At 71.6% G+C, this 25,541-nt stretch carries 23 protein-coding genes; 12 read left to right on the top strand and 11 right to left on the bottom strand.

Annotated elements, in window-relative coordinates:
* Positions 1 to 326: 326 nt before the first annotated feature.
* On the top strand, positions 327 to 725 hold the full coding sequence (locus tag EAD89_RS15745; RefSeq protein ID WP_121654142.1) for a hypothetical protein: 399 nt from the start codon (positions 327 to 329) through the stop codon (positions 723 to 725).
* 30 nt (positions 726 to 755) lie between these two features.
* Here EAD89_RS15745 and EAD89_RS15740 read toward each other — a convergent pair whose 3' ends face one another.
* From EAD89_RS15740 to EAD89_RS15730, 3 genes are all read right to left on the bottom strand, one after another.
* Positions 756 to 2,225, bottom strand: a complete 1,470-nt coding sequence (locus tag EAD89_RS15740; protein WP_121676249.1) for an aminotransferase class V-fold PLP-dependent enzyme — start codon at positions 2,223 to 2,225, stop codon at positions 756 to 758.
* Positions 2,215 to 3,894 (bottom strand): ATP-binding cassette domain-containing protein, encoded by a 1,680-nt coding sequence (locus EAD89_RS15735; protein WP_121676248.1) that lies wholly within the window; start codon positions 3,892 to 3,894, stop codon positions 2,215 to 2,217. The genes EAD89_RS15740 and EAD89_RS15735 overlap by 11 nt, the downstream gene beginning before the upstream one ends.
* 94 nt (positions 3,895 to 3,988) lie before the next feature.
* Positions 3,989 to 4,609, bottom strand: coding sequence for a TetR/AcrR family transcriptional regulator (locus tag EAD89_RS15730; protein ID WP_121676247.1), 621 nt, complete (start codon positions 4,607 to 4,609; stop codon positions 3,989 to 3,991).
* A 113-nt stretch (positions 4,610 to 4,722) separates the two neighbouring features.
* Here EAD89_RS15730 and EAD89_RS15725 point away from each other — a divergent pair, with 113 nt between their 5' ends.
* The 3 genes from EAD89_RS15725 to EAD89_RS15715 all read left to right on the top strand — a co-directional run bounded on the left by EAD89_RS15725 (position 4,723) and on the right by EAD89_RS15715 (position 7,026).
* Positions 4,723 to 5,439: an SDR family NAD(P)-dependent oxidoreductase gene (locus tag EAD89_RS15725; protein ID WP_121676246.1), complete on the top strand. Its 717-nt coding sequence runs from the start codon at positions 4,723 to 4,725 to the stop codon at positions 5,437 to 5,439.
* 33 nt (positions 5,440 to 5,472) lie between these two features.
* Positions 5,473 to 5,712, top strand: coding sequence for a 4-oxalocrotonate tautomerase family protein (locus EAD89_RS15720; protein ID WP_121654137.1), 240 nt, complete (start codon positions 5,473 to 5,475; stop codon positions 5,710 to 5,712).
* Between the two features lie 138 nt (positions 5,713 to 5,850).
* Positions 5,851 to 7,026: a glutathione-independent formaldehyde dehydrogenase gene (locus EAD89_RS15715; protein ID WP_121676245.1), complete on the top strand. Its 1,176-nt coding sequence runs from the start codon at positions 5,851 to 5,853 to the stop codon at positions 7,024 to 7,026.
* Between the two features lie 24 nt (positions 7,027 to 7,050).
* Here the strand turns inward: EAD89_RS15715 and EAD89_RS15710 are convergent, their stop codons facing one another.
* The gene (locus EAD89_RS15710; protein WP_121676244.1) at positions 7,051 to 7,473 is read right to left on the bottom strand and encodes a thioesterase family protein; all 423 of its coding nucleotides are present in this window, start codon (positions 7,471 to 7,473) and stop codon (positions 7,051 to 7,053) included.
* 176 nt (positions 7,474 to 7,649) lie between these two features.
* On the opposite strand from EAD89_RS15710, the gene EAD89_RS15705 reads away from it, so the two are divergent.
* The gene (locus EAD89_RS15705) at positions 7,650 to 8,927 is read left to right on the top strand and encodes an RIP metalloprotease (protein WP_121676243.1); all 1,278 of its coding nucleotides are present in this window, start codon (positions 7,650 to 7,652) and stop codon (positions 8,925 to 8,927) included.
* 6 nt (positions 8,928 to 8,933) lie between these two features.
* Here the strand turns inward: EAD89_RS15705 and EAD89_RS15700 are convergent, their stop codons facing one another.
* The gene (locus tag EAD89_RS15700; protein ID WP_147458810.1) at positions 8,934 to 9,311 is read right to left on the bottom strand and encodes a hypothetical protein; all 378 of its coding nucleotides are present in this window, start codon (positions 9,309 to 9,311) and stop codon (positions 8,934 to 8,936) included.
* 507 nt (positions 9,312 to 9,818) lie between these two features.
* On the opposite strand from EAD89_RS15700, the gene mmsA reads away from it, so the two are divergent.
* The 4 genes from mmsA to EAD89_RS15680 all read left to right on the top strand — a co-directional run bounded on the left by mmsA (position 9,819) and on the right by EAD89_RS15680 (position 15,191).
* A complete protein-coding gene (mmsA, locus tag EAD89_RS15695; protein ID WP_121676241.1) occupies positions 9,819 to 11,366 on the top strand; it encodes a multiple monosaccharide ABC transporter ATP-binding protein in 1,548 nt (515 codons plus the stop codon).
* Positions 11,363 to 12,661 carry a multiple monosaccharide ABC transporter permease gene (gene mmsB, locus EAD89_RS15690; RefSeq protein WP_121676240.1) on the top strand — a complete coding sequence of 433 codons (1,299 nt, stop codon included), beginning with the start codon at positions 11,363 to 11,365 and terminating at the stop codon, positions 12,659 to 12,661. The genes mmsA and mmsB overlap by 4 nt, the downstream gene beginning before the upstream one ends.
* Before the next feature lie 51 nt (positions 12,662 to 12,712).
* Positions 12,713 to 13,816, top strand: a complete 1,104-nt coding sequence (locus EAD89_RS15685; RefSeq protein WP_121676239.1) for a sugar-binding protein — start codon at positions 12,713 to 12,715, stop codon at positions 13,814 to 13,816.
* A gap of 169 nt (positions 13,817 to 13,985) precedes the next feature.
* Positions 13,986 to 15,191 carry an ROK family transcriptional regulator gene (locus EAD89_RS15680; RefSeq protein WP_121676251.1) on the top strand — a complete coding sequence of 402 codons (1,206 nt, stop codon included), beginning with the start codon at positions 13,986 to 13,988 and terminating at the stop codon, positions 15,189 to 15,191.
* A 64-nt stretch (positions 15,192 to 15,255) separates the two neighbouring features.
* On the opposite strand, the gene EAD89_RS15675 is transcribed toward EAD89_RS15680, so the two are convergent.
* Positions 15,256 to 16,866, bottom strand: a complete 1,611-nt coding sequence (locus tag EAD89_RS15675; RefSeq protein ID WP_147458809.1) for a hypothetical protein — start codon at positions 16,864 to 16,866, stop codon at positions 15,256 to 15,258.
* A gap of 161 nt (positions 16,867 to 17,027) precedes the next feature.
* Between EAD89_RS15675 and EAD89_RS15670 the strand changes: the two genes are divergently transcribed.
* Positions 17,028 to 18,116, top strand: a complete 1,089-nt coding sequence (locus tag EAD89_RS15670) for a crosslink repair DNA glycosylase YcaQ family protein (RefSeq protein ID WP_121676237.1) — start codon at positions 17,028 to 17,030, stop codon at positions 18,114 to 18,116.
* A gap of 46 nt (positions 18,117 to 18,162) precedes the next feature.
* On the opposite strand, the gene EAD89_RS15665 is transcribed toward EAD89_RS15670, so the two are convergent.
* From EAD89_RS15665 to EAD89_RS15655, 3 genes are read right to left on the bottom strand one after another with little or no spacing between them, the layout of a single operon-like run.
* Positions 18,163 to 19,152, bottom strand: coding sequence for a transporter (locus EAD89_RS15665; RefSeq protein ID WP_121676236.1), 990 nt, complete (start codon positions 19,150 to 19,152; stop codon positions 18,163 to 18,165).
* Complete coding sequence (locus tag EAD89_RS15660; protein WP_121676235.1) at positions 19,149 to 20,039, bottom strand: ABC transporter ATP-binding protein; 891 nt, start codon at positions 20,037 to 20,039, stop codon at positions 19,149 to 19,151. The genes EAD89_RS15665 and EAD89_RS15660 overlap by 4 nt, the downstream gene beginning before the upstream one ends.
* Positions 20,040 to 20,059: 20 nt before the next feature.
* Entirely contained in the window at positions 20,060 to 20,467 is a 408-nt protein-coding gene (locus EAD89_RS15655; RefSeq protein ID WP_121676234.1) for a GntR family transcriptional regulator, read from the bottom strand.
* 198 nt (positions 20,468 to 20,665) lie between these two features.
* Between EAD89_RS15655 and EAD89_RS15650 the strand changes: the two genes are divergently transcribed.
* Both EAD89_RS15650 and EAD89_RS15645 read left to right on the top strand, forming a co-directional pair.
* Positions 20,666 to 21,934 (top strand): Nramp family divalent metal transporter, encoded by a 1,269-nt coding sequence (locus EAD89_RS15650; protein ID WP_199733522.1) that lies wholly within the window; start codon positions 20,666 to 20,668, stop codon positions 21,932 to 21,934.
* Between the two features lie 160 nt (positions 21,935 to 22,094).
* On the top strand, positions 22,095 to 22,640 hold the full coding sequence (locus tag EAD89_RS15645; RefSeq protein ID WP_147458808.1) for a hypothetical protein: 546 nt from the start codon (positions 22,095 to 22,097) through the stop codon (positions 22,638 to 22,640).
* Between the two features lie 17 nt (positions 22,641 to 22,657).
* Here the strand turns inward: EAD89_RS15645 and EAD89_RS15640 are convergent, their stop codons facing one another.
* Together EAD89_RS15640 and EAD89_RS15635 are read right to left on the bottom strand one after the other, a co-directional pair.
* Positions 22,658 to 22,924, bottom strand: a complete 267-nt coding sequence (locus EAD89_RS15640) for a hypothetical protein (RefSeq protein ID WP_121676232.1) — start codon at positions 22,922 to 22,924, stop codon at positions 22,658 to 22,660.
* 109 nt (positions 22,925 to 23,033) lie between these two features.
* On the bottom strand, positions 23,034 to 25,343 hold the full coding sequence (locus tag EAD89_RS15635) for a M64 family metallopeptidase (RefSeq protein ID WP_199733521.1): 2,310 nt from the start codon (positions 25,341 to 25,343) through the stop codon (positions 23,034 to 23,036).
* Positions 25,344 to 25,541 lie beyond the last annotated feature (198 nt).

Here is a 25,541-nt window from a genome sequence, read left to right as displayed (position 1 = left end):
GGACGGGCTTTGAACACGGGGGGCTCCTCAGCTGGGTCGGTGGCGGAGGCTGTGCACCGGAGGGCCTAAGAGAGCGCTCTCTATAGCGAAGCATGTCGATATGGTGCTCTTTTTGTCAAGAGTGTTGCCAATGCGGCGACAGTCCGTTACCACCTGATGCCGGCGGGTGGCATGCGGGTTGGACCGCACATTCCTCCGATCGGGGCCGAATCAATCCTTCCTATTGCCGTAGGGCGTCCATGGGGGACAGGATGACGAGGCTCGCCGGAAACATCCCCGTAACCTGCGCGCTGCTGGTCTCTGTCACGAGGAAGTGGGAGTCAGTCATGAGCGACGTGTCGACGGCGCTGGGTGTGCGCCTCTACCCGGACCTGGTCGAGCGTGGTGGTCTGGCCCCCGCGCTGATCGAGATCGCTGCCCGTTACGACCTCGACCTCGGCCGGGTCACCGCTCCCGAGCAGGGGCGCGCCCGGTTCACCTGCGCCGAGCTGCACTCCGGCCAGGGCGTGGTCTGCGTCGGGCTGGGCTCCCAGGCCCGATACTTCATGATCGACCTTCGGGTCTCGGACGAGGTTCAGGCGCGAGGCGACGCCATGGATCTCGTCCAGGTCGCCCAGTTGGCCGCCGCCTGGCGCGCCGGGCTGACGCTCGCCGAGCTCACCGCCCGGTTCCCCTTCATGGAGGAGACGAAGCGCCGCCCCGCCCGGGTGGCGCAGATCAGCTAGCGCACCGGCGGGCGGCACGCAGGATCGTGCTCAGCAGCGCAGCCGGGGTGGCAACGGTGACGCGCTGCTGGCCACACGGTCCAGATAGGTCGCCTCGACGAAGGCCAGGAAGCGTTCCGCGTCGGTCGCGTTCGACGCCAGACCGAACGACACGCGCACCGCGCCACCGGTCGGCAGTCGCAGTGCCCCGAGGTACTGGTCGATGGTGTCGACCCGCGCGAGCAGCCGTCGGCGCAGGGAGCCCCGGCTGATCCCGAACGCGCCCTCACCCGCCCCCGGGTTGCAGAAACAGCCGGTACGCAGGGAAAAGCCGGCGGCCGCGGCCTCCCGCGCGACGAGCCGCTCGTCGACCAGCGAGCCGTCCGGGTGGCGAAGGTTGAACGTCACCGTGCCGCCCCGGCCCTCGCCCGACGCCGGGCCGTACACCTGGACCAGTGGCCGGCCGGTACGGTGCCGCAACGCGGTCAGCCGGTCCAGGAGCCACCCGGTCAGCAGACCGACCCGGGTGTGCACGAGGTCCACGCCGATCGCGTCGAGCCAGTGCAGCCCGAACTCCACGTCCGGGATGCTCAGGAAGTTGAGTGTGCCGTCCTCGAACGCCGACTCGTCGTCCATCGACCGGTGCCAGTCGCCCTGCACGCTGACCGCCCGGATGGTGCCGCCGGCGAACCACGGCCGGCGCAGCCGGGCCAGCGCGTCGCGGCGGGCCAGCAGCGCGCCGACGCCGGTGGGGTAGCCGAAGAGCTTGTACCAGCTCAGGCACACGAACTCGGGCTGGACGACGCCGAGATCCAACCGGTTCGTCGGGGCGTACGCGGCGGCGTCGAGCAGCACGTCGTACCCGTGCCGATGGGCGAGCTCCACCCAGCTCAGCGGGTGCTGCACGCCGGAGAAGTTGCTCTGCGCCGGGTACGCGAACAGGCCCCGACCGCCGGAACGGCCCCACCGTCCGCCACGGTTGGCGTCCAGCACGTCGACCAGGTCCGTCTGGGCGACCCGCAGCTCCGGACCGGCCAGCGGCACGTAGCGCGTCGGCGCGCCGGCGGCCCGGGCGTACTCGCGGATGCCGTTGACCGAGTTGTGGTTGTCCCAGGTCAGCACGAACGGTGCGGCCCGGGCGAAGTCGTACGCCTCGCCGACCAGCCGGCACGCGCCGCTGGCGTTCGGGGTGAAGACGACGGCGTACTCCGCCGGATCCGCCCGGAAGAAGTCCAGCACCGCGCGCCGGGCCGACTCCACCAGCGAACCGGCCGCTTCCGAGGTCGGGTTCTCCGAGTGCGGATTGCTGTAGAGACCGGCCAGCAGCCGGTCGTGGTGGGCTCGCACCTGAGCCTGTGCGGCCACCCCGGCGCCGGCGTAGTCCAGGTAGACGTGGCCGAGCCGGTCGAGGTGCCGGTACTCGGTGGCGCGCAGCTCGTCGATCCGGGCGGTGCCGGCGTACCCGGGCAGAGCCGCCGCCGACGTGCCGGCGGCGGCGCGGGGTGCCGACTCAGGAGGCACGGCGGGACTCCCGCCGGACCAGCACCACCCAGGTCGCGCCGAGGAAGAGCAGCACGAAACCGCCGAGCACCAGCCAGTTCACCCACACCGGCCGGGAGAAGCTGTCGCCGTACGTCGCCAGCAGCGGCGGACCGAGCGGGGACGCGCCGTCCCGCCAGAGTCGCTCCACCCCGGCCGTGTGCCCCAGTCCCTCGAAAGCCCACCGGTTCGACATCGCGTAGCTGAGCCACTGGCCGCCGGCCGCCATGGCCGGCACCGGCAGGATCGCGCCGACGAACAGCACCTGCGGGAAGCAGAGCATCGGCAGCATGAGCGTCGCCTGGGCGGCGTCGGAGACGGCCGCGGAGCACAGCAGGCCGAGGGTGAGCGCGGCCGCCGAGGAGAGCAGCAGCGTCGCGTACAGGGCGGCGAAGCCGGCGCCGTCGACCGGCGGCAGCCGATCGATGCCGCGCAGCACCCCGAGCAGGGCGAGGTCCACCAGGGCCAGCAGCGGAAGCAGCACCGCCACCTTCGCCGCCAGGTACGGCGCAAGCCGGACACCCGCGAACCGCTCCCGGCGCAGGATCGGCAGCTCGGTGCAGATCTGGAGCAGGCCGTAGGTCAGCCCGAAGAAGAAGCCCCCGAACGCGATCCAGAACAGGATCATCACGGTCACGGTCGGGCTCGGTCGTGCCGGGTCGAACGCCCCGGGCCGGAACAGCAGCGCGAACATGCCGAGCACCATCAGCGGCGAGCCGAGCAGGATCGCCAGGGTGAGCCGGTTACGGGCGACGATCTCCGCGTTGCGGGCGGCGAGGACGCCCAACTGGCGCAGCCGGCCGACCCGCCGGTGTCCCGTGGCAGCCGGCTCGACCGGACGGCCCGGCGGCGGGTCGGCGTCGCGGTGCGCGGCGAAGCGGTCGGGCAGCGCTGCCGGGTCCGTCTCCTCGTCGAGCCGCAGGTGCACCTCGGCGAGGGACCGTAGGCCGAAGAACTCCCGGGCGTCAGCCGGCGTGCCGGCGAACGCCAACCGGCCGTGGCGGGTCAGCACCACGACCCGGTCGCAGTGCTCCACGTCGGTGATCTGGTGGGTGGTGAGCACCACCGTGGTCCCCGCGTCGGCGAGCGTGCGCAGCACCCGGAGCAGGTCCACGGCGATCGCCGGATCCAACCCGGAGGTGGGCTCGTCCAGGAAGAACACACCCGGCCGGGTGAGCAGCTCGACGGCGATGCTGGCGCGCTTGCGCTCACCGCCGCTGAGCCGGCCCACCGGAACGTCGCCCCGTTCGGTCAGCCGTAGCCCGGCGAGCACCTCGGCGACCCGCTCGGCCACCTCGACCGGGCCGCTGGGCGGGGGCAGGCGCAGCCGGGCCGCGTACCGCAGCGTGCGTTCCAGGGGCAGCTCGCGGTGGATGATGTCGTCCTGCGGGACGTAGCCGACCGCGCCCCCACCCGTGGCGCCGTCGTACGACACGGTGCCGGCCGCCGGTCGCCGTACCCCGGCGAGCGTCTCCAGCAGGGTGGTCTTGCCGGCGCCGCTGGCGCCGATGACGGCGACCACCTCGCCGGGCTGGATGGCCAACGAGATGTCGTCGAGGATCCGGCGTCCCTTCCGGACGCTCTGGCCCAGGCCGCTGGCCCGGATGCCGACGCCCGTGCGCGGGGGAGACGTCGTCTGCTCTGTGGTCATGTGGGGTGTGCTCGATCCGGTCGGGAGTGGGCCGCCTCAACATCGTGCATCGCCGATGCTACGTCCGGGTGCCCGCGCCACCGTCGGAGACCACTCAGCCGGTCGTGGTTCGCGCCTCCGCCGGCACCTGGAGGAGGTCCAGGCAGTTGCGCCACAGTGTCTCCAGCTGGGTCGGGTCGTTGAGCAGCTTCGCGAGCAGGACCCGACCCTCGATCTGGGCCACGATGGACCGGGCGGCCTCCCGGGTGCCGACCGACGGGCCGGCGAGTCCGGTCGCCTTCGCCTCGACGATCACCTGCTCGATGAGGTCGATCTGGGCCTCGAAGATCTCCTGGAGTCGGCGGCGGATCTCCTCGGCCTGGTTGCTGAGTTCGAGGGCGAGGTTGCCGAACAGGCAGCCGGCGACCACGCCGGCCTTCTGCTGGCCGGTGCGCTGGACCTCCTCGGTGGCCTCGAACAGGTCCCGTAGCCGTCGCAGCGGGTCGCGCCCGCTGCCGAGCAGCTGCTCCCACTGGCGGCGCTGGTTCGCCCAGTGCTCGTCGATGACGGTGCGGGCGAGAGCCTGCTTGGACTCGAAGAAGTAGTAGAAGCTGCCCTTGGGCACGCCCGCCGTCGCGCAGATCTCCGCCACGCCCAGGGCGGAGTAGCCGCGCTGCTCGATCAGCACCGCGGCGGCGTCGAGGATCTTGTTTCGCGCGTCACTGGTCCGTCCCATGCTTTGACGATACCCGACCGGTCGGCTAGCTTTTAGTCGACCAGTCGTCTAGTGGTCATCTCGCCGAGCCGAACCGGTCCGGCCTCCTCCAACCAGTTCAGAAAGTGGTTCTCATGAAGACCAGCCAGGGGCAGAAGGTCGTTGTGATCACCGGTGCGTCACAGGGCATCGGCGCCGACCTCGTAGAGGCCTACCGCAAACTCGGATACGGCGTCGTGGCGACCTCGCGCTCGATCGGCCCCGCCGACGACCCGCAGGTCGTCACCGTTCGCGGCGACATCGCCGACCCGGACACGGCAGAGCGGGTGGTCCGTGCCGCCCTGGACCGTTTCGGGCGTATCGACACCCTGGTGAACAACGCCGGCGTCTTCGTCGCCAAGCCGTTCACCGACTACACCGACGAGGAGTTCGACCTGGTCACCGGGGTCAACCTCGCCGGGTTCTTCCACCTCACCCGGCGTGTCCTGCCGCACCTGCTGGCCACCGGCGCCGGGCACGTCGTCACCATCACGACCAGCTTCGTCGACCAGCCCAACTCGCACGTCCCGTCCGCGCTCGCCTCGCTGACCAAGGGTGGCCTCAGCTCCGCCACCAAGTCCCTGGCCATCGAGTACGCGGCTCGCGGAGTCCGGGTCAACGCCGTCGCGCCCGGCATCATCAAGACCCCGATGCACCCGGTCGAGACGCACCAGACGCTCGCCGGCCTGCACCCGGTCGGCCGGATGGGCGAGACCAGCGACGTGGTCGACGCCGTCGTCTACCTCGAGTCCGCACCCTTCGTCACCGGCGAGATCCTGCACGTCGACGGCGGCCAGAACGCCGGTCACTGAACGCCCGACCCCATCCCGCAAGAGGAGCAGACAATGCCGATCGTCACCATCCAGATCACTCGCGAGGGCAGCACGCCGGGCACGTCCGCGGCGACCGCCGAGGAGAAGGCCGCCCTCATCAAGGGTGTGAGCGAGCTGCTGCGCGACGTCCTGAACAAGCCGTTGACGTCGACCTTCGTGGTGATCGACGAGGTCGAGACCGAGAACTGGGGTCGCGGTGGCCTGCCGGTCGACCAGTTCCGGCAGCAGCAGAACGGTGGCGTACCCGAGTAGCGCCGCCCGCACCGGCCTTCCGCGCCGGGGACGTCGGCACGCCGACGACCCCGGCGCGGTGCTCGTGCCACCTGCCCGGTCGCATGAACGCCGCGGCTGCGGGAAGAACGGTCGTCCGCCGCCGGAGGGGGAGTCGGGATGAGGGCCGTCGTCTACGCGGACGTCCGTACCGTGGCGGTGCGGGAGGTGCCGGACGCGACGCTGGAGGCCCGGACCGACGCGCTCGTGCGCATCACCTCCACCGCCATGTGCGGCACGGATCTGCACATGTACGACGGGCGGACCGGAGCCGAACCCGGCCTGGTGTTCGGCCACGAACCGCTGGGCGTGGTCGAGCAGGTGGGCAGCGCCGTGGAGTGGATCCGCCCCGGCACCCGCGTGGTGATCCCCACGCACCTGTTCTGCGGAACCTGTGTGATGTGCGCCCGGGGGCTGTCGGCGGCCTGCCTGCGCGTCCGTGCCGAGGGGCCGGGCGCCGCGTACGGCTACGCGGGGATGGGCCCCTACCGGGGCGCCCAGGCCGACCTGCTGCGGGTGCCGTGGGCCGACGCGAACTGCGTACCCGTGCCCGGGGAGCCGGGTGACGGATACGAGGACGACTTCGTGCTGCTCGCCGACGCGTTCGTCACCGGGTGGCACGCCGCCGCGACCCTCGCCGAGGTGGAGTCCGGCGACACGGTGGCCGTGTTCGGGGCCGGCACCATCGGCCTGCTCAGCGCCTACTCGGCGCTGATCCGCGGAGCCCGGGTCGTGTACTGCGTGGACGGCGTGGACGCCCGACTCGACAAGGCGGGGGAGATCGGGGCGGTGCCGGTCGACTTTCGCCGGGGCGACCCCGTGGAGCAGATCCGCGCGGAGAGGGCCCGGGCGGGGCTCCCGCTGGGCGAGGAGATGCTGGGCGGGATCGACAAGGTCGTGGACGCGGTCGGGTTCCAGGCCCGGGACCGCGAGCGCCCCGACCAGGAGCGCCCGGACCAGGTCATCGCGGACGCGGCCCGGCTGGTCAACCCGACCGGAGTGATCGCGGTCGCCGGCGTGTTCCCGGAGAAGGATCTGCAACCGCGCCCCGGCGCGAGTGCCAGTGAGGAGCTGGTCGCACCGTGGGGAACGCTGTTCAGCAAGGGCGTCTCGGTCCGGTTCGGCCGTACCCACGACCGCCGCTACACCGTGCTGCTGCGCGACCTCGTCGTCTCCGGACGGGCCCGGCCCAGCGTGATCGTCACGCACCACGGCAGCCTCGCCGATGCGCCCGAGCTGTACCGCAGCTTCGACCGCCGGGAGAACGGGGTGATCAAGGCGGTGCTGCACCCGTGAGCGCCGGCCCACGCCGGCCGCCCGTCAGAGGTTGAGTGGCGCCGGGTCGGTGGCCAGCTCCCGGAACCGTCCACGCGGGTCGGGCACCAGGCGCCGGGCGGACAGGTCCAGCAGCCCGCCCACTCCGGTCAGCCGCGCCACCGGGGTCCCATCCGGGAGGGTGTAGTCCTGGTCGATGTGGAAGGCCCGGCCCTCGCCCCAGCGGAACTGGCAGGAGACATCCACCTCGTCGCCGCCGCGCAGCTCCCGCAGGTACTTCACGGTCACCTCCATGGCGACCGGACCCACGCCGGCGGCGAGCAGCCGGTCCTGCGCGATGCCGGCCGCGCGCAGGCACTCCCACCGGGCGTGCTCGCCGTACTGGAGGTAGACGGCCTGGTTCAGGTGGCCCTGGGTGTCCAGCTCGTAGCCACGAACGGTGATGCGTACCCGGAACGGATCTCCCATGGGCCCGAGGGTAGCGGTGCCCCCGGGGCCAGCTCGGCGCGCGTCGCGTCGACGGACCACATCCACGCCGACGAGTCCCTAGGATGGCCGCAGAGCCATCCGCACCGGCCCGCCGGCCCTGACCGACGCCCGGGCCGGCGCGACAGCGCGGAGCGACAGGAAGCGGGCACCGGGACATGACGTACGTGCTGGGCGTGGTGCTCTTCGCCATCGGCATCCTGATCTCCGTCGCCCTGCACGAGGCGGGGCACATGGGCACCGCCCGGATGTTCGGCATGAAGGTGACCCGGTTCTTCATCGGCTTCGGCCCGACGCTGTGGTCGTTCCGGCGGCGGGAGACGGAGTACGGCGTCAAGGCCATCCCGGCCGGCGCCTTCGTCAAGATCGTCGGCATGACCCAGCAGGACGACGATGTCGACCCGGCGGACGACGCGCGGGCGATGTGGCGGTATCCGGTGTGGAAACGCACCATCGTGATGTCCGCCGGTTCGATGACGCACTTCGCTCTCGGCGCGCTGATCCTCTGGGGGCTCTTCGCGTTCGTTCCCCTGCAGGACGCCGCGAAGTTGCAGTCCGAGCCGGTCCGGGTCGGGTCCATCGCGCCGTGTGTGCAGGCGACGTGGAGCGTCGACCCGGCCACGAAGCGCGAGCGGGAGTGCCGGCCCGGGGCGGACCCGCCGAGCGCGGCGGCTCAGCTCGGGCTGCGGCGCGGGGACGTGATCACCGCGATCGACGGCCGGCCGTTGCACGGCTGGGACACCATGTCGGCGGCGGTCCGGGCGGCCGGCGGCCGGCAGGTCGAGGTGGCCTTCGTCCGGGACGGGCAGTCCCGGACGGCGGCGGTCACCCTGCCGCTGGCCGAACGGGTCCGGCTCGACGTGGTCCGCGATCCGACCCGGACCATCGAGGACATCACACCGGCCGACCTGGAGCAGGTGGGTGTCCTCGGGATCACCCCGATCGTCCCGACCAGCACCGCCGGCCCGGTCGCGGCGGTGGGTCGGGCGGCCGACCAGACCGGCCTGATGTTCTCCAACACCCTGCACTCGTTGCAGCGTGTGCCGGAGAAGATCCCCGCGCTCTGGGCGGCCGTGACCGGCGGGGAACGGGACCCGGAGACACCGATCAGCGTGGTGGGTGCCAGCCGGATCGGCGGTGAGCTGTCCGATCGGGGGGAGTGGCCCACGTTCCTGCTGCTGCTGGCCGCCTTGAACTTCTTCATCGGGGTGTTCAACCTGCTGCCGCTGCTGCCGGTGGACGGCGGGCACATCGCGATCGCGTGGTTCGAGCGGGCCCGGTCGCTGCTCTACGCCCGGCTGGGGCGGCCGGACCCGGGTCGGGTCGACTACCTCAAGCTCATGCCGCTGACGTACGCGGTGATCCTGATCTTCGCGGGGTTCACCCTGCTGACGCTGGTGGCCGACATCATCAACCCGATCACGTTGCCCGACTGAGCGAGGTCAGTCGCGGGTCATCCGCCAGGCGTTCGTCACGCAGACTGCCGCGGGCAGCAGCCCGACCAGCCAGGCCCACTCCTGGCCACGCAGAAGGTAGTAGGCGACCAGGGCGATGACCAGCGCCACGCCGTAGGCGTTGAGAGTGGCCGCAGCCGCCTGTGCCGGCTCGGCCCCGTCACGCCGGCGCACGGCGGACCTCAACCACACCAGGGCGCCGACGAAGAAGATGACGCTGAAGCCGAGGACGGTCTGTGCGGCCGACGGCAGCCGACCCGCGCCGGCGAAGATGACGACCGTCAGCACCGCCAGGGCCAGGAGGCCGGCGACGTACGGCGTTCGGGATTCGCGTGATCTATCGTGCGCATCGGGCCGGGCGGTCACGGTCCGGATTCTAACGGACACGGAGGTACGTCCGGGACCCCCGGAACTGTCGTCTACCGGGCCGCCGGGGTCGATCGTGGTGTCCGCCAGAGGCGTTGATCACATCGCCGTCGCGGATCCGCCGCAGCGCTGCTGGGCGGGGCGTCGGAGAGGCGGTTCGGTCAAGATCGTTCGATGCGGCGAGCGCCCCGTTGCGGTGCCCCGCGAGCCCTCGGAATCGGATCGTGCCTGCTGAGGGCGCCGAGGGCAGTGGTCGGGCTCGATCATGGCCAGGTCGCTGGTCGGACGATGTCCGGCGCGCGGCAGCGGGGTTGCGGGTGGGTCGGCGGCGGCTGCTGTGACTCGTGAACACTGCGCGACGTCGATATTGCCGGATTGTTACATTTTCAACAGTCCCTCGCCTTGCGGATGACCCTTCCACCGCAATACGTTGCCGTCAACAACAAAACCAAGTGAAGGTTCAACCTTCCGGAGGCAACCGATGACGTTGGCGAGGTGGTACGAGCGATGAGCGACGTGCCCATCCTCCTTGAGATGCGTTCCATCACCAAGGAGTTCCCCGGAGTCAAGGCCCTCTCCGACGTCAACCTGGTGGTTCGCGCCGGCGAGATCCATGCCATCTGCGGCGAGAACGGCGCGGGCAAGTCCACGCTGATGAAGGTCCTCAGCGGGGTCTACCCGTATGGCACGTACGACGGTCAGATCATCTACCAGGGCGCGGAGACCCGGTTCTCCGACATCCGCGCCAGCGAGAGCGCCGGTATCGTGATCATCCACCAGGAGCTCGCGCTCATCCCCGGCATGTCGATCACCGAGAACATCTTCCTCGGCAACGAGCCGCGCAAGCGGGGCGCGATCGACTGGACTGCCGCGAACCGGATGGCGCTGGACCTGATGGCCCGGGTCGGTCTCCAGGAAGACCCGGACACCCTGATCAAGGACATCGGTGTCGGCAAGCAGCAGCTCGTGGAGATCGCCAAGGCGTTCGCCAAGGACGTGAAGCTGCTCATCCTGGACGAGCCGACGGCCGCCCTGAACGAGGCCGACTCGCGGCACCTGCTCGACCTGCTGCGCGGCTTCCGCTCGCGCGGCATCACGTCGATCATGATCTCGCACAAGCTGAACGAGATCGAGGCGATCGCGGACCAGATCACCATCCTCCGGGACGGCCGGACCGTGGAGACGCTGAACGTCAAGGCGGACGGCGTCGACGAGGACCGGATCGTGCGGGGCATGGTCGGCCGCGAGCTGAGCAGCCGGTTCCCGGACCACACGCCGAAGATCGGCGAGGTCTTCTTCGAGGTTCGCAACTGGAACGTCCGACACCCGATCTCCGCCGACCGCCAGGTCTGCAAGAACGAGAGCTTCGTGGTGCGCCGCGGCGAGATCGTCGGCTTCGCCGGGCTGATGGGCGCCGGTCGCACCGAGCTGGCGATGAGCGTCTTCGGTCGCTCCTACGGGGTGTACGAGTCGGGCACGATCATCAAGGACGGCAAGGAGATCGTGCTGAAGTCGGTCGCGGACGCGATCGACAACGGGCTCGCGTACGTCAGCGAGGACCGTAAGGCGCTCGGCCTCAACCTGCTCGACGACATCAAGTCGTCGACGGTGGCCGCCAAGCTGTCCAAGATTTCGCACCGCGGCGTCCTGAGCGAGGTCGAGGAGTACCAGGCGGCCGAGGCGTACCGCAAGGAGTTGCGGACCAAGGCCCCGACGGTCGACGAGGGCGTCTCGAAGCTCTCCGGCGGCAACCAGCAGAAGGTCGTCCTGGCGAAGTGGATGTTCACCGACCCGGACCTGCTGATCCTCGACGAGCCCACGCGCGGCATCGACGTGGGCGCCAAGTACGAGATCTACGGAATCATCCAGCGGCTCGCCGACCAGGGGAAGGGCGTCGTCGTCATCTCCTCGGAGCTGCCTGAGCTGATCGGGCTCTGCGACCGCATCTACACCGTGTTCGAAGGCGCCATCACGGGCGAGATCGCTCGGGCGGACGCGGACCCGGAGACCCTCATGAAGCAGATGACCTCGACGAAGAAGTTGGCCACCCGATGAGCCGTATCAAGGACCTTCAGAAGAACCTGTTTGGAGGCACGACCTCCAACGCCCGCCAGTTCGGGATGATCTTCACCCTGGTGGCGATCGTCTTGATCTTCCAGATCTGGACCAACGGGCTGACGCTGCGGTCGGACAACCTGATCGCGCTGTTCCAGCAGAACTCGTACATCCTGATCCTGGCCATCGGCATGCTCATGGTGATCGTCGCCGGGCACATCGACCTCTCGGTCGGCTCGGTCGCGGCATTCACCGGCATCCTGGTCGCCAAGTCGATGACCGAGTGGGATCTTCCCTGGCCCGCTGCCATCGTGTTCGGCCTCGCCATCGGCGCGGTGATCGGCGCCTGGCAGGGCTTCTGGGTGGCGTACATCGGGGTGCCGGCGTTCATCGTCACCCTGGCCGGCATGCTGCTCTTCCGCGGTGGCAACCAGTTCATCGGCAACGCGCAGAGCATTCCGGTGCCGGAGGGGTTCCGGGAGATCGGCTCGGGCTTCCTGCCCGAGTTCGGCCCGAACACCGGCTACAACAACGCCACGCTGCTGCTCGGCCTGGCCGCGGCGGTGGCCATCGTGTGGCGGGAACTCCAGCTGCGCAAGACCCGTCGCGCGATGGACGCCGACCCCGCGCCGATGTGGATCTCGATCCTGCGGATGGCCGTCATGGTCGGGGTCATCGCCTTCGCGGCGCTGCGCTTCGCCAGCGGTCGCGTGGGCACCAGCTTCCCGATCTCGGGCATCATCCTGGTGGCGCTGGTCATCGCGTACTCCTTCTACACCCGCAACACGGCCGGCGGCCGGCACATCTACGCGGTGGGCGGCAACTCCCGGGCGGCCGAGCTGTCCGGTGTGAAGCTCAAGCGGGTCAACTTCTTCGTCATGATGAACATGTCCGTCCTGGCCGCGCTGGCCGGCATGATCTTCGTGGCCCGTTCGCAGGCTTCCGGCCCGCAGGACGGTAACGGCTGGGAGCTGGACGCCATCGCCGCGGTCTTCATCGGCGGCGCGGCCGTCGCCGGCGGCATCGGCACCATCAGCGGCTCGATCGTCGGTGGTCTCGTCATGGCCGTGCTCAACAACGGCCTCCAGTTGCAGGGCGTGGGCACCGACAAGGTCCAGATCATCAAGGGCCTGGTCCTGCTGCTGGCAGTCGCGATCGACGTCTACAACAAGAGCCAGGGGCGGTTCTCCATCATCGGGAGCCTGATGCGGCCGTTCCGCCGCGACGACTCCGCCTCGCCCCCCTCACCGCCGGACGCGGAGCGCGAGCCCGCCAAGGCTGCGGTGTCCGGCTGACGGCCACCGACCTCTCCACCCGTCTCAATTATCAGAAAGGCAAGTCCTCCCATGCGTAAATTCTTCGGCACGTCGGTGGTTGCCATCAGCGCCGCCGCCATGCTGGCTCTCGCCGGCTGCGGTTCCGGCCGCGACGGCGACAGCGGCTCCGGCGGCGAGGCCGCCAAGGGCTTCCCGGCCAACTCCCTGATCGGCGTGGCCCTCCCGGCCAAGACCTCGGAGAACTGGGTCCTCGCCGGTGACCTGTTCACCAACGGTCTCAAGGAGGCCGGTTTCCAGGCTGACGTGCAGTACGCCGGCGCGTCGACCACGGTCGCCGACCAGCAGGCCCAGATCACCGCCATGACCACCAAGGGCGCCAAGGTCATCGTCATCGGCGCGACCGACGCCGCGCAGCTGGCGACCCAGGTCGCGGCGGCCCACGCGGCCGGCGCGAAGGTCATCGCGTACGACCGGCTCATCACCAACACGCCGGACCTCGACTACTACGTCGCGTTCGACAACTTCAAGGTCGGCCAGCTCCAGGGCCAGGCCCTGCTGGACGGCATGAAGGCCAAGAAGCCGAACGGCCCGTACAACATCGAGCTGTTCTCCGGCTCGCCGGACGACAACAACGCCGGTGTCTTCTTCGACGGCGCGATGAGCGTGCTCAAGCCGGAGATCGACAAGGGCAACGTGGTCGTCGCCTCGGGTCAGAAGGACGTCAAGCAGACCGCCATCCAGGGCTGGAAGGCCGAGGGTGCGCAGGCCCGCATGGACCAGCTGCTGACCTCGACCTACGGCAGCAAGGAGCTGGACGGCGTCCTCTCCCCGAACGACACGCTGGCCCGCGCCATCCTGACCTCGGTCAAGGGTGCTGGCAAGCCGACCCCGGTCGTCACCGGTCAGGACTCCGAGGTCGAGTCGGTCAAGTCGATCGTCAAGGGTGAGCAGTACATGACGATCAACAAGGACACCCGCAACCTGGTGAAGGAGACCATCAACATGGTCAAGGCTCTCCAGGCCGGCGACAAGCCGCAGGTGAACGACACCAAGTCCTACAACAACGGCAGCAAGGTCGTCGACACGTACCTGCTCCCGCCGGTCGCCGTCACCAAGGCGAACGCGGCTGAGGCGTACGCCAACGACCCGAAGCTCGCGCCGCTCACCAAGTAAGCACCACACGGTAGGCAGCAACGCCGATGGGTCCCGGATCTCCTCTTCCGGGACCCATCGTCGTCCTGGCACCCCCGCACCAGCCGGCACCGACCCGGAAGGAGGTCTGACCGTGGCGTCACCAGTCCGGGCCAGGCCATCCGGCGTCGGCCGTAATCCCGAATCCCCACTGCCCTCGCTCCCCGGCGCCAGCCAGGAGGAGATCCGACGGCAGAACCTCGGCGCCGTCCTGCGCTACGTCCACCTGCACGGGCCGACGTCCCGGGCCGAGTTGACCAGCCGGCTCGGCCTCAACCGCAGCACCATCGGCGCTCTCGCGGCCGACCTGGTCGCCAGCGGCCTGGTCACTGAGGAGGCGCCGACCACCGCCCGCCGCGCCGGCCGCCCCTCGCTGGTCGTCAGCCCCCGCTCCGACCGTGTCTACGCGCACGCGCTGAGCATCGACGCGGACCGACTGCGCGCCGCCCGGGTCGGCCTCGGTGGACGCATCCTCGATCTGCGTGAGGTCGCCCGCCCCAGCGGCATGTCGGCGGTCGACGCCGTCGCGCCGCTGGCCGACCTCGTCCGCGACATGGAACGCACCGTGGCGACCGACGCGCTGCTCGTGGGCGGCGCGGTCGCGGTCACCGACACCACCTGCGCGGCGGACGGCAGCATCCGGATCGCCGGCGTCGACGAGAGCCTCGGCCTCGCGCTCGAGGCCGAGTTCACCGCCGGCCCGGGTTTCGTGGCCGGCGACCTGGCCGACATCGCCGGCCTGGCCGAGCACATCCGCGGCGTGGCGGCGGGTATCGACGACCTCATCTACCTGCATGGCGACCTCGGCATCAGTGCCGGCATCATCCTCGGTGGCCGGCTGGTCATCGGGCACCGGGGCCACAGCGGCAAGGTCGGTCACATGGTGGTCAACCCGAACGGGCTGCCCTGCGGCTGCGGCTCGCGCGGCTGTTGGGAGACCGAGATCGGTGAGGCGGCGCTGCTGCGGCATGCCGGTCGGGACCCCGGCGACCGTGCGGCGGTGGCCGAGGTGCTGCGCGCCGCGGCGGACGGCGACCGGACCGCCCGGGAAGCGGTCGACCAGGTCGCCGACTGGCTCGGCTTCGGGGTGGCCAACCTGGTCAACGTGGTCAACCCGGACGCCGTGGTCTTCGGCGGCTCGCTGCGCGACATCTTCACCGCCGGCGCGGACACGGTTCGCCGCCGCCTGGACGCCATGCCGCTGCCCGTCTCCCGCGAGCACCTGCGGCTGGAGGCGGCGGCGCTCGGCCGTGACGCCGTCCTGATCGGCGCCGCCGAACTGGCCTTCGACAAGTTGCTGGCCGACCCGCTGAACGTCGGCGTGGCGGGCCAGCTGGGCGCCGACGACCCGACCTGACCGCACCCGCGGCGCCGGGCACCCGATCGGGCGAGGCGGGCCCGCCCGATCGGGACGCCGGCGGTCAACCTCCGGGCCGCAGCACCCGGCCGGGGCCGGCGGCGTTGTCCGCCGCGGCCTGACTGCGCTGGGCGCCGGTGACGCAGACGTCGTCGCCGAGGAACGCCTCGCGCCACACGTAGCCGGCGACGCAGGTGTGCGGACCGTACGGGCCGTTGACCCAGCGGCTCGCGGCGACCGCGTTGTCCGCGAGCACCTGGGAACGGGTCGTGCCGGTCACGCAGACGTAGTCGGACTGGTCGGCGTCGCGCCAGACGTACCCGCTGACGCAGGTGTTCGGGCCGGACACCAGCCGGGCGGGGTTGCGGCGGGACGCGGCGGCGGCGTTGTCCGCGGCGGCCTGGGTGCGCTGGGCGCCGGTGACGCAGACGTCGTCCCCGGCGTACGCCTCGCGCCACACGTAGCCGCCGACGCAGGTGTGCGGACCGTACGGACCGTTCACCCAGCGGCTCGGCGCGGCGGCGTTGTCCGCCCACACCTGGCTGCGGGTGGCGCCGGTGACGCAGACCAGGTCGCCGGGGCGGGCCTCGCGCCAGACGTACCCCTGGACGCAACGGTTGACCACGTCGGTGGTCACGGTCACCGACGCGGCGTTGCCGGACACCCAGTTCACGCCGATCTGCACACCGTTGGCGTTGAGCGACTGGGCCGGCCCGCCGCCGGGCCCGGTGCGCAGCAGGGTGGGAGTGCCGTTGCGGACCTCGTGCAGCAGCACCGTGTCGCCGGGGATGCCGGCGCTCCAGCCGGTCTTCCGGCGGAACTCGACGGTGTAGTAGTGGAACGGGTCGCCCGGGTCGAACGGGATCCGGACCAGCTGCGGGCCGCCCGCCGCGGGCACCTCCAGCGGCGCCAGGGTGAGGGTACGCGAGCCCACCCCGTCGGCGGCCATGGTGAACACCCGGTTCTTCGGCAACCAGCCCAGCTCGTCGCGGTGCGGCCCGTTGAGCCCGACCGCGCTGGTGCCGTAGTTCGCGGTGCCGAAGGCGTAGATGTGCATCGCGCTCATCTCGTCCCACGGGTCGTCGTACTCGCCGGGCTGGGACCACGGCGCGTTCTGGTAGGTGGTGTCGTTGGAGAACGAGTGGCCCAGGTTGTAGCCGTGCAGCATCTCGTGCGCGGCGAAGCCGACGTTCCAGGCGCCCGGGTCGAGCAGCACCCGGCCGCCGGCCGCCCCGGAATCCACCCAGTCGTTGAGCATGACCGCGATCCGGTTGCCGGCGGGCACCGCGTAGCCGGCGGCCGCCGCGGTGTCCACGCAGCGCTGGATCCGGGTCCAGCGGTCGATCGACTGGAACTGCGCCAACGTGTACGGCATCGTGTGCCAGCCCCGGACCATCGAGCCGGCCAGCGAGACCCGCCCGCCGGACTGGTCGGCCAGGTAGTCCGCCACGCCACCCGTGCCGGTCCCGGCGGCGGTGAGGAAGTTGGCGAAGAACGACGGTGCTTTCGGCTCGGCCGGCTTGTCGCTGAACTTGCACAGCAGCACCGACCAGGCGGTCGCGTTGCGGATCGGGCTGGCGATCGCCGGCGCGGCCGGCAGGGCCACCGCGCCCAGCATGGCGCAGGCGAGCGCCACGGCCGACGCGGCGACCCGACGAAGGATTTTGGACTTCACGCTTGCGCTCCCATCCCTGCGGCCCGCGGGACGCGGGCCCTGCGGTCCACATCGGAGCACTGATCGTGATCGGACGGGCACGTTCAGTCGCGTTGGCGACGGGCCGGAATCCGACTTCGCCGGTCGGCCCACCGTCGGGGGTCGCCGTTAGGCTCGGTGACGTGGTGGTGCACCAGCTCGACCGGGCGCAGGCGCGGCGGATCGCCGTGCGGGCGCAACTGCTCGCCGCCCCTCGGCCGACCGACCTGCTGACCGTGGTGCGTCAGCTGACGCTGTTGCAGATCGATCCGACGGCCGCCGTCGCGCCGAGCGCGGACCTGGTCGCCTGGAGCCGGCTCGGCTCGTCGTACCAGCCCGCCGAGTTGCAGCGGGCCCTGGAGCGCGACCGGACGCTCTTCGAGCATCAGGCGATGGTGCGGCCGATGGACGACCTGGGGCTCTACCTCGCCGCCATGGCGGCCTGGCCCGCTCACGAGAGGCAGCGCGAGTGGCTGCGCGCCAACGACCCGTTCCGCCGCGCCGTGCTCGATCTGCTCGGCCGCGCCGGGCCGCTGCTCTCACGCGACATCCCGGACACCTGCGTGGTGCCCTGGCCGTCGTCCGGGTGGACCAACAACCGCAACGTCACCCAGATGCTGGAGTTCCTGGTCCTGCGTGGCGAGGTCGCGATCGCCGGCCGGCAGGGCCGGCAACGACTGTGGGACGTGGCGGAGCGGGTCTACCCGCCCGGCACACCCGTCGTTCCGTTGGAGCAGGCGCACCGGATGCGCAACGAGCGGCGGCTGCGGGCGCTGGGCATCGCCCGGGAAAGGGCGGTGGTCGTCCCCGGCGAGCCGGCGGATGTCGGCGCCGCCGGTGAGCCGGCGGTCGTCGAGGGCGTGCCGGGGGTCTGGCGGGTCGACCCGGCGGCGCTCGGGCAGCCCTTCACCGGGCGTACGGCGGTGCTGTCGCCCTTCGACCGGCTGGTGCACGACCGGGTGCGCCTCGCGGAGCTGTTCGAGTACGAGTACGTGCTGGAGATGTACAAGCCGAAGGCCAGCCGACGGTGGGGCTACTTCGCGTTGCCGATCCTGCACGGTGACCGGCTGGTCGGTAAGGTCGACGCCGCGGCGGACCGCCGGCGCGGCACGCTCACGGTGCACGCCATCCACGAGGACGTGCCCTGCACACCGGAGGTGACCCGGGCCGTGCACGACGAGCTGCACGACCTCGCGGCCTGGCTGAAACTGACCGCCGAGGGCCTGCGTTGACGGGTGATCGCCAGGCCCCGTGGCCCCGGCGATCACCCGTCGCGGGCTAGGCGATCCGCCGGACCCGGCGCACGGCGAGGTAGAGCAGGAGCAGGGCCAGGGCGACGAAGATGCCGGTCTCGATGCCCTGGAACAGCCAGAACCGGTCCGCCGGCTGGTAGAGCTGCCAGTTGTACGCGCCCGGCTCGATGCCAAGCTCGGCCCCGCAGGCCCGACCGTCCGGCCCCTTTCCACCCGGCGGGCACTGGATCCGGGTGTCCTCCGCGATCATCGTCCCGTCGGGGTTCCGGACGCCCTGGGTGAGGATCCAGTCCCCACGGCTCATCTCCGGAGGCCCGTCCCCCTCGATCGGGAAGGTCTGGGTACGGGCGGGCTGGTAGTGCGGTCGGGCCAGGACCTCCACCGCCGCCCGTACGCCGATGAAGCCGGCCAACGTGATGGCCATGGCGGGCAGCATCCGCTTCCATACCGTGCCGGCGAAGATGCCCAGCGCCACGGCGAAGAGGGTGTACCCGATCGGGACGATGCCCTGGAGGTCGAAGACGATCATGCCGAGCCGACCCTCGTGCGCGGCCTGGGTCAACGGGTCGACCCACCACGAGATGCCCAGCCCGTAGCCGACCGCGAGGACCACCACGCCGGCGCCGACCATCCCGAACTTCACCAGCGCCCAGCGGGTGCGGCCGACGCCCTGGGTCCAGACGAACCGGTGCGTCCCGTGCTCCACCTCGCGGGCGACCAGCGGTGCGCCCCAGAACAGGCCGACCAGCACCGGCAGGGTGATCAACAGCACGGCCACCAGGTTCAGGCTGCCGTACCGGTTGGTGAAGCGGCGGAATCCCGCGTCGCAGGTGTCCCGGGTCGCCGCCGCCACGTTGGTGTCGGCGAGCTGGCGTGCGCAGTCCGCCAGCCCGAGGTCGGCGAAGCTGTGCCGCATCGACAGGCCGATCGGCACCATCAGGGCGGCGAGCGCCGCGAACCCGAGCAGGGTGAAGAACGCCTGCTTTCGATGTTGCCGCCAGGTCAGCCAGATCATGCCGGGACTCCCCACTCGCTGTGACTGGTCTGCGCGTCGCCGCCGGCCAGGTGGGCCAGGACGACGTCCTCCAGGCCGACGTCCCGTACCGTCCAGGCCGGATCGGTGACCGGACCGTCGGTGCGGACGAGCAGCGTGGACTGTCGATCGGTGTGGCTGGCCCGGACGACGGCGGCGACGCCCCCGATCGGGCCGCCGTCGTGCCGGGGGCCGATCAGCTGCCGGTGCCCGGCCACCAGGTCGTCGACCGTGCCGGCGAGCTGCACCTGGGCGGCGTTGAGCACGATCAGGTAGTCGCAGACCCGTTCCAGGTCGGCCAGCAGGTGCGACGAGAGCAGGACGGTGGTGCCGGAGTCGGCCACGCTGCCCATCAGCGACTGGAGGAACTCCCGCCGGGCGAGGGGGTCGAGGCTGGCGACCGGCTCGTCGAGCAGCAGCAGCCGGGGCTGTTTGGCCAGCGCCAGGGCGAGCGCCACCTGGGCGCGTTGCCCGCCGGAGAGTTTCCCGACCGGCCGGTCCGGCGGTATGCCGAGTTGCGCCAGCCGGGTACGGGCCAGCGGCGCGTCCCACCGGCGGTTCAGCTTGCCGCCGGCGATGACCAGCTCGGCGGCGGTGAAGTCCCGGTACAGCGGGGTGTCCTGAGCGACGAACCCGATGTCGGCCAGGCCGTCCGTGTCTCCGTACGGCGATCTGCCGAACACCCGTACCGTGCCCGCGTCGGGCTTGAGCAGCCCGACGGCCAGGTGCAGCAGCGTGCTCTTGCCCGCCCCGTTCGGCCCGACCAGTGCGGCGATGCGGCCGGCCGGCAGGTGCAGCGAGCAGTCCCGCAGCGCCCAGGTGCTGCCGTACCGCTTGCCCAGCCGGTCGGCCTCCAAGACCATGTCCATCCTCTGTCCTCTCGTTCCGCTCACGCGAGTTCCTTCTGAGGGGCGTCGTCGGCGAGGGTGGCTCGCAGCGTGGTCTCCACCAGGGCGACGACGTCCTCGGCCGTGAGGCCAGCGGACTGCGCCCGGTGCAGCCACGCGACGAGGTCTTCGCGCAGCTCGGCCTGGTTGGGCAGGGACGCGCCGGCCAGGGTGCGCTGGACGAACGTGCCCACCCCGGGTCGGCCGCCGACCAGACCTTCGATCTCCAACTCCCGGTACGCCTTCAGCACCGTGTTCGGGTTGATCGCCAGCGACTGCGCGACGTCCCGGACCTTCGGCAACTGGTCGCCCGGCACCAGCAGGCCGACCCGCAGCGCCTGTTTCACCTGCTGCACGAGCTGCATGTAGGTGTTCACCTTCGACCGGCTGTCCAGCACAAACTCGATCACTCGAGACGATCCTCCCTGTTGTCCTACGACAGTAGAACTAATAGACAGCTTCCCGGGGGGATTCGCCGCTGTCAAGGACGGCGCGGCGAGTCGAGGGTCGGCTGATCCGTGGCACGCCCGGGCCACACGTTGGCCCGGACGGGCCAGCCGTCCGGGAAGGGAACGGGCACGCGATCCGTGTGGAGAGGGAGGTGTTCGGTGGCCACCAACGAACTGACGACGCCGAGGGCGACACCGCTGCAGGTGGCCCGCGCCCGGGGCCGCGTACGCGGACGGCTGATCCTGCTGGGCCCGGCGTTCGTGGCCGCCGTCGCCTACGTCGACCCGGGCAACTTCGCCACCAACTCCGCCGCCGGCGCCCGCTACGGCTACCTGCTGGTCTGGGTCGTGGTGGTGGCCAACCTGATGGCCATGCTGGTCCAGACGCTGACCGCCAAGCTGGGCCTGGCCACCGGGCGCAGCCTGCCCGAGCTGTGCCGGGAACGCCTGCCACGGCCGGTGAACCGGGTCATGTGGGTGCAGGCCGAGCTGGTCGCCATGGCCACCGACCTGGCCGAGGTGATCGGCGGCGCGGTCGCCCTGTACCTGCTCTTCGGCATTCCCCTGCTGCCCGGCGGGATCATCATCGGCGCCGCCGCGTTCGCCGTGCTCGCCCTGCGCTCGCGTGGATTCCGCGCCTTCGAGGTCGCCATCGCGGTGGGGCTCGGCGTCATCGTGCTGGCCTTCGCGGCGAACCTGCTCGCCGCCGGCTCCGACCCGGGCTCCGCCGTGGCCGGCCTGGTGCCCCGGCTCCAGGGCACCGACAGCGTGCTGCTGGCCGCCGGCATCCTCGGGGCCACCGTCATGCCGCACGTCATCTACGTGCACTCCGCGCTGACCCGCGACCGCATCCCCGCCACCGACGACACCGAACGCAGGACGCTCTTTCGCGGTCAGCGTGCCGACGTGCTGCTCGCGCTGACGGCGGCCGGCGCGGTCAACCTGGCCATGCTGCTCATCGCCGCGGCCAGCTTCCGCGGCGGCGGCCCGGCGGGCGCGGACAGCCTGGAGGGGGTGCACGCCGGCCTCGGCCAGACCATCGGCACCGCCGCGGCGTTCGGCTTCGCCATCGCCCTGCTGGTCTCCGGGCTCGCGTCCACCAGCGTCGGCACCTACGCCGGCGAGGTGATCATGCAGGGCTTCCTGCGCCGGCGCGTACCGCTGCTGCTGCGCCGCCTGGTCACGCTGCTGCCCGCTCTGGCCGTGCTCGCCATCGGCCTCGACCCGACCCAGGCCCTGGTGCTGTCCCAGGTCATCCTCAGCTTCGGCATCCCGTTCGCGCTGATCCCGGTGGTCGCCTTCACCCGCCGCCGCGACCTGATGGGCAACCTGGTCAACCACCCGCTCACCACCGCCGCCGCGTCCCTGGTGGCCGTCCTGGTCGTCGCGCTCAACGCCTTCCTGCTCTGGCAGGTCGTCGGCGGCTGACCCGGCCGGCGGGCGCCAACCGTGGCGTGTAGGCCGGGTCGGAGCGGGTACCGCGATCGGGCTGGTCGGGCGCGCGTGACCGACGACGAGCCGAGGTGCCGTACTGCGGAAGGGTCCTGCCGTGGGGTCGTACCGGATCGGATGGACGGCCGGGAGCCGGGTGCGACCGGATCGGGTGACCGGCCGGCCGCTGACCAGGATCGCGACGGCGGGCCTCGCGGCGCACGTCTTCTTCGAGCTGGGCGCCGGCGTCGGCATGCCGGTGGCCTCGCTCGTGGGCCCGGCGCCCGCCGCCGGGCTGTGGGCGCTGGGCACCGGGACGCTGTGGCGGGCGGCCGGCACCCGACCGGCGTCCAGCGATGCGATCTTCGCCGTCGCCAACGGCATCGGCCTGGCCGCGGTGATCGCCCACCTGCGCGGCTGGCCGCGCCGGCGCACCGGGCTGGGCCTGCCGTGGCTGCGGGAGTGCGAGGGGCTGGGGCCGGAGCTGATGCGGTACTACAACCCGATCCTGTACGTGTCGGGCGCCGCGGCGCTGGTCGCGCTGCTGCGGGAGAACCGTTCGGCGCCGCGCTACCTGCCGCTGCTCGCGCTCGGCCTGGTGCCGCTGCTCATCGTCACGCAGCACGCCGAGCACTGGCGGCTCCGCGACATCGCCCGCCGGCGGCCGGGCTGGTGGAACCGCAGGCTGCGGCAACTGGACTGAACGCCGGCCGGGCGCGGTCAGGTCCGGCGGCCCTCGTCGCGGGTGGGGATTTCCTGGCGCTGCTCAAGGGCGTCCGCCGGATTGGCGTCGTCCGGAAGCGACGACGCGTCCTCCAGCGTGCCCGCCGGGAGGGAACCCTGCTCAGCCAGGTCGGCCTCGGACGCCTCCGGGTCCACGTCACCCGACATCCGGTCCGGCGGCCCCATGTCGACCGCGTCCTGCCGTTGCTCAAGGGCGTCCGCCTCGGTAACCGGATCACTCTGCTCGTCCCGGAACGTGCTCATCGCAGCCTCCTGCCCGGCGGGTGTCGACGTGCCGCCGGGCCGCTGCCTACCCGCCACCGGCGCGGTCACGCCTGACGGCCATGACCGGTCGCGGTGCCTGCTCGCGGCGTCAGGCGGCCGGCGTCGACCCGCACCGACCCGAGGTGGCCCCGCGGACCGTGGTGGCCACGCCGAGGTCCACCGGAGCCGGGCCGCGTCCGGAACAGACCAGCGAGCCCACCTCGCCGCCGGCGAGGATCGGCGCCACCGTGCCGGCGGCGCCGATCAGCACCAGCGGACCCGTGACCCGTGCACCCACCGCGGTGACGTGGTCGGTGGTGCCGGTCAGCGTCACCGCGCCCCGTACGCCGGTGTTCAACAACTCCACGGCCGTGGCGCCGGTCGACACCAGGTTCCCGGCGATCGAGGACCGCTGGGCGACCAGGGTGGCGCCGGGCCGGACGGTCACCGCTCCGGACACGGTCGCGTCGCGCAGGCAGGTGACACCGGCGGCGACCACCAGCGGACCGGCGTACCGGCCGGAGATCACCCGCGTGCAGGCCGGCGGCGGCGGGATCAGCGTGGCCACGAAGGCGCGGGCCGCACCGATGTTGCCGACCGCGTCGATGCCCCGGTACTCGATGGTGTGCCGCCCGTAGCCGGGGGAGCGTTCGGCGAACGGGGACACCGACAGGCCGCCCGAGCCGAGGTTGCCGTAGACCAGGCCGTCCACGTCCGTGCCGGTCGCGGTGAACAGGAAGGGCGACCGGGCGTCGGTGGGCCAGCCGTAGTAGTTGTGCCAGCCGTCGCCGTCGAGCCGGAACTCCGAGGTGACCTGCCCGGCGCCGTCGTCGGTGCCGGTCAGGCCCATGGTGAACGGGCCGTTGTACACGTACTCGGTGGGCCGGCCGGGCCGGGTCAGGGTGAGCAGCGGCTCCGACAGGGAGTGCTCGACGTCGGGGCGCGTCGCGTCGACCGTCCAGGTGCGGCTCACCGTCTCCCGGGTCGCCCGGTCGCTGACCCGGGCGGTCAGCCGGTGGGCGCCGCGCGACAGGCGAAGGGCGCCCAGGTCCAGGGCCCGGTCGTTGCCGACGTCGGCCAGCGGCCGGCCGTCGAGCGACCAGCGCACCTGCGGCACGCGGTTGGTGGGCTGGGTGGTCTGCACGTACACCACGTCACGCGCGCCGACCGGCCGGTCGGTGGCCGTGGACCCGGTGATCGCGAGCGGCTGAGTCACCGGCGGAGTGCGCACCCCGGTGTCCACGGTCCAGGCGCGGGTCTGGGTCAGCGCGGGCGAGCTGCGCACCGCCGGGTCGCGGACGAACGGCGTCGGGTCGGTCACCGTGGCGGTGACCGTGTGCCGACCGGGCGCGAGCCGCAGCGCCCGCAGATCCAGGTGACGGGCGTTGCCGGTACGTGCCAGCGTCCTGCCGTCGACCGCCCAGGTGACGGAGAGCTCGTGGCTCACCGGGTGCAGGGTGTCCACCCAGAGCACCCGGTCCGCGCCGACCGACTGGTCAGTGGCCGTGCCGCCCTGAACGATGGCGACCCGGGCGGCGATCCGCTCGGTCATCTGCTCCCGGGCGACCTGGTCGAAGTAGAAGCCCAGCGACTTCATCATCGAGTGCCGGCTGGGCCGCCACACGCCGCGCTGGAGGTACAGCCCGCCCTCGTAGCGGCCGATCGTGCCACCGGACTCGCTCGCCTCGCCCAGCCAGCGCCACCACTTGGCCCGGGTGTCGCGCATCTGCTGCTCGGTCAGCACCGTGTGGTGCACGGAGTCGGGCTCCGGCCCGTCGTACGTGTCGCCGGGCACCCCACGGCCGTAGTAGTCGTACTCGTCCTGAAGCTCCCCGAGGGAGTGCCCGAGTTCGTGGGGGCTGATCAGCGCGGAGAGCGCGTTGCCGCCGGAGGCGGTGGCGTTACGGCCGCCCGCGCCACCGTAGGTGTCGCTGTTGGCCAGGGCGATCAGCTGCCGGTTGCCCGCGTTGGTCCCGGTGGCCAGGTCGGCGTACGCGTTCGCCGCCGCGCCGTCGACCGTCAGCAGCCGCTGCACGCTCGCCGGGTTGCAGCCGCCCCAGAAGCCCATGCCCAGCGCGGTGTCGCGCTGGGGCGCGGACAGGCCCGGGTCGCAGTCCACCCCGGACTCCGCGGAGACGATCTCGACGGCGTACACGTTGAAGTAGCTGCGGTAGGACTTGAACGGCTCGATCGTCCACAGCGTGTTGAGGTGCCGCTCCACGTGTGACCGGAAGGTCGGCAGGTCGGCCTCGGTGTAGCCGTCGCCGAGCAGCACCAGGTTGAACCGCTTCGCCGGGTCACCCGTGACCTGCATCGGCACCACGGTGGCGCCCTCCCCCGGCGCGGCGGCCGCCGGTGTGGCTGTCACCAGCCCCGCCGCGAACATCGCCGCGACACACAGTCCCGCTCTGATCCGCACCCTGGCTCCCCTCGCGTGCCGGGTGGCCCGGCCGGGTGCGGAGCGCGGGCCCGCCGCCTGCCGTGACCGTGGTCCTCTCGGACCGTACCGGGGCGGCGACCGACGCGTAACCCTCCGTCAGCGAGTCGCTGTCCTGAGTGGAGGGAACCCGGGGGGTGGGCCGGGGGACGGGTCAGTCGACCAGCGCCACCGGGGACA

The organism is Micromonospora sp. BL4 (assembly GCF_003667505.1).
Classification (GTDB): Bacteria; Actinomycetota; Actinomycetes; order Mycobacteriales; family Micromonosporaceae; genus Micromonospora.
The sequence above is the reverse complement of the archived record's forward strand: the minus strand, read 5'-3'. Positions and strand labels throughout refer to the sequence as shown.

Coding starts and splice junctions, on each gene's coding strand:
- EAD89_RS15725 (WP_121676246.1), top strand. CDS start 4,723: ATGAAGACCAGCCAGGGGCAGAAGGTCGTTGTGATCACCGGTGCGTCA.
- EAD89_RS15735 (WP_121676248.1), bottom strand. CDS start 3,894: ATGACCACAGAGCAGACGACGTCTCCCCCGCGCACGGGCGTCGGCATC.
- EAD89_RS15660 (WP_121676235.1), bottom strand. CDS start 20,039: ATGGACATGGTCTTGGAGGCCGACCGGCTGGGCAAGCGGTACGGCAGC.
- EAD89_RS15710 (WP_121676244.1), bottom strand. CDS start 7,473: ATGGGAGATCCGTTCCGGGTACGCATCACCGTTCGTGGCTACGAGCTG.
- EAD89_RS15665 (WP_121676236.1), bottom strand. CDS start 19,152: ATGATCTGGCTGACCTGGCGGCAACATCGAAAGCAGGCGTTCTTCACC.
- EAD89_RS15715 (WP_121676245.1), top strand. CDS start 5,851: ATGAGGGCCGTCGTCTACGCGGACGTCCGTACCGTGGCGGTGCGGGAG.
- EAD89_RS15730 (WP_121676247.1), bottom strand. CDS start 4,609: ATGGGACGGACCAGTGACGCGCGAAACAAGATCCTCGACGCCGCCGCG.
- EAD89_RS15720 (WP_121654137.1), top strand. CDS start 5,473: ATGCCGATCGTCACCATCCAGATCACTCGCGAGGGCAGCACGCCGGGC.
- EAD89_RS15640 (WP_121676232.1), bottom strand. CDS start 22,924: ATGAGCACGTTCCGGGACGAGCAGAGTGATCCGGTTACCGAGGCGGAC.
- EAD89_RS15745 (WP_121654142.1), top strand. CDS start 327: ATGAGCGACGTGTCGACGGCGCTGGGTGTGCGCCTCTACCCGGACCTG.
- EAD89_RS15705 (WP_121676243.1), top strand. CDS start 7,650: ATGACGTACGTGCTGGGCGTGGTGCTCTTCGCCATCGGCATCCTGATC.
- mmsB (WP_121676240.1), top strand. CDS start 11,363: ATGAGCCGTATCAAGGACCTTCAGAAGAACCTGTTTGGAGGCACGACC.
- EAD89_RS15685 (WP_121676239.1), top strand. CDS start 12,713: ATGCGTAAATTCTTCGGCACGTCGGTGGTTGCCATCAGCGCCGCCGCC.
- mmsA (WP_121676241.1), top strand. CDS start 9,819: ATGAGCGACGTGCCCATCCTCCTTGAGATGCGTTCCATCACCAAGGAG.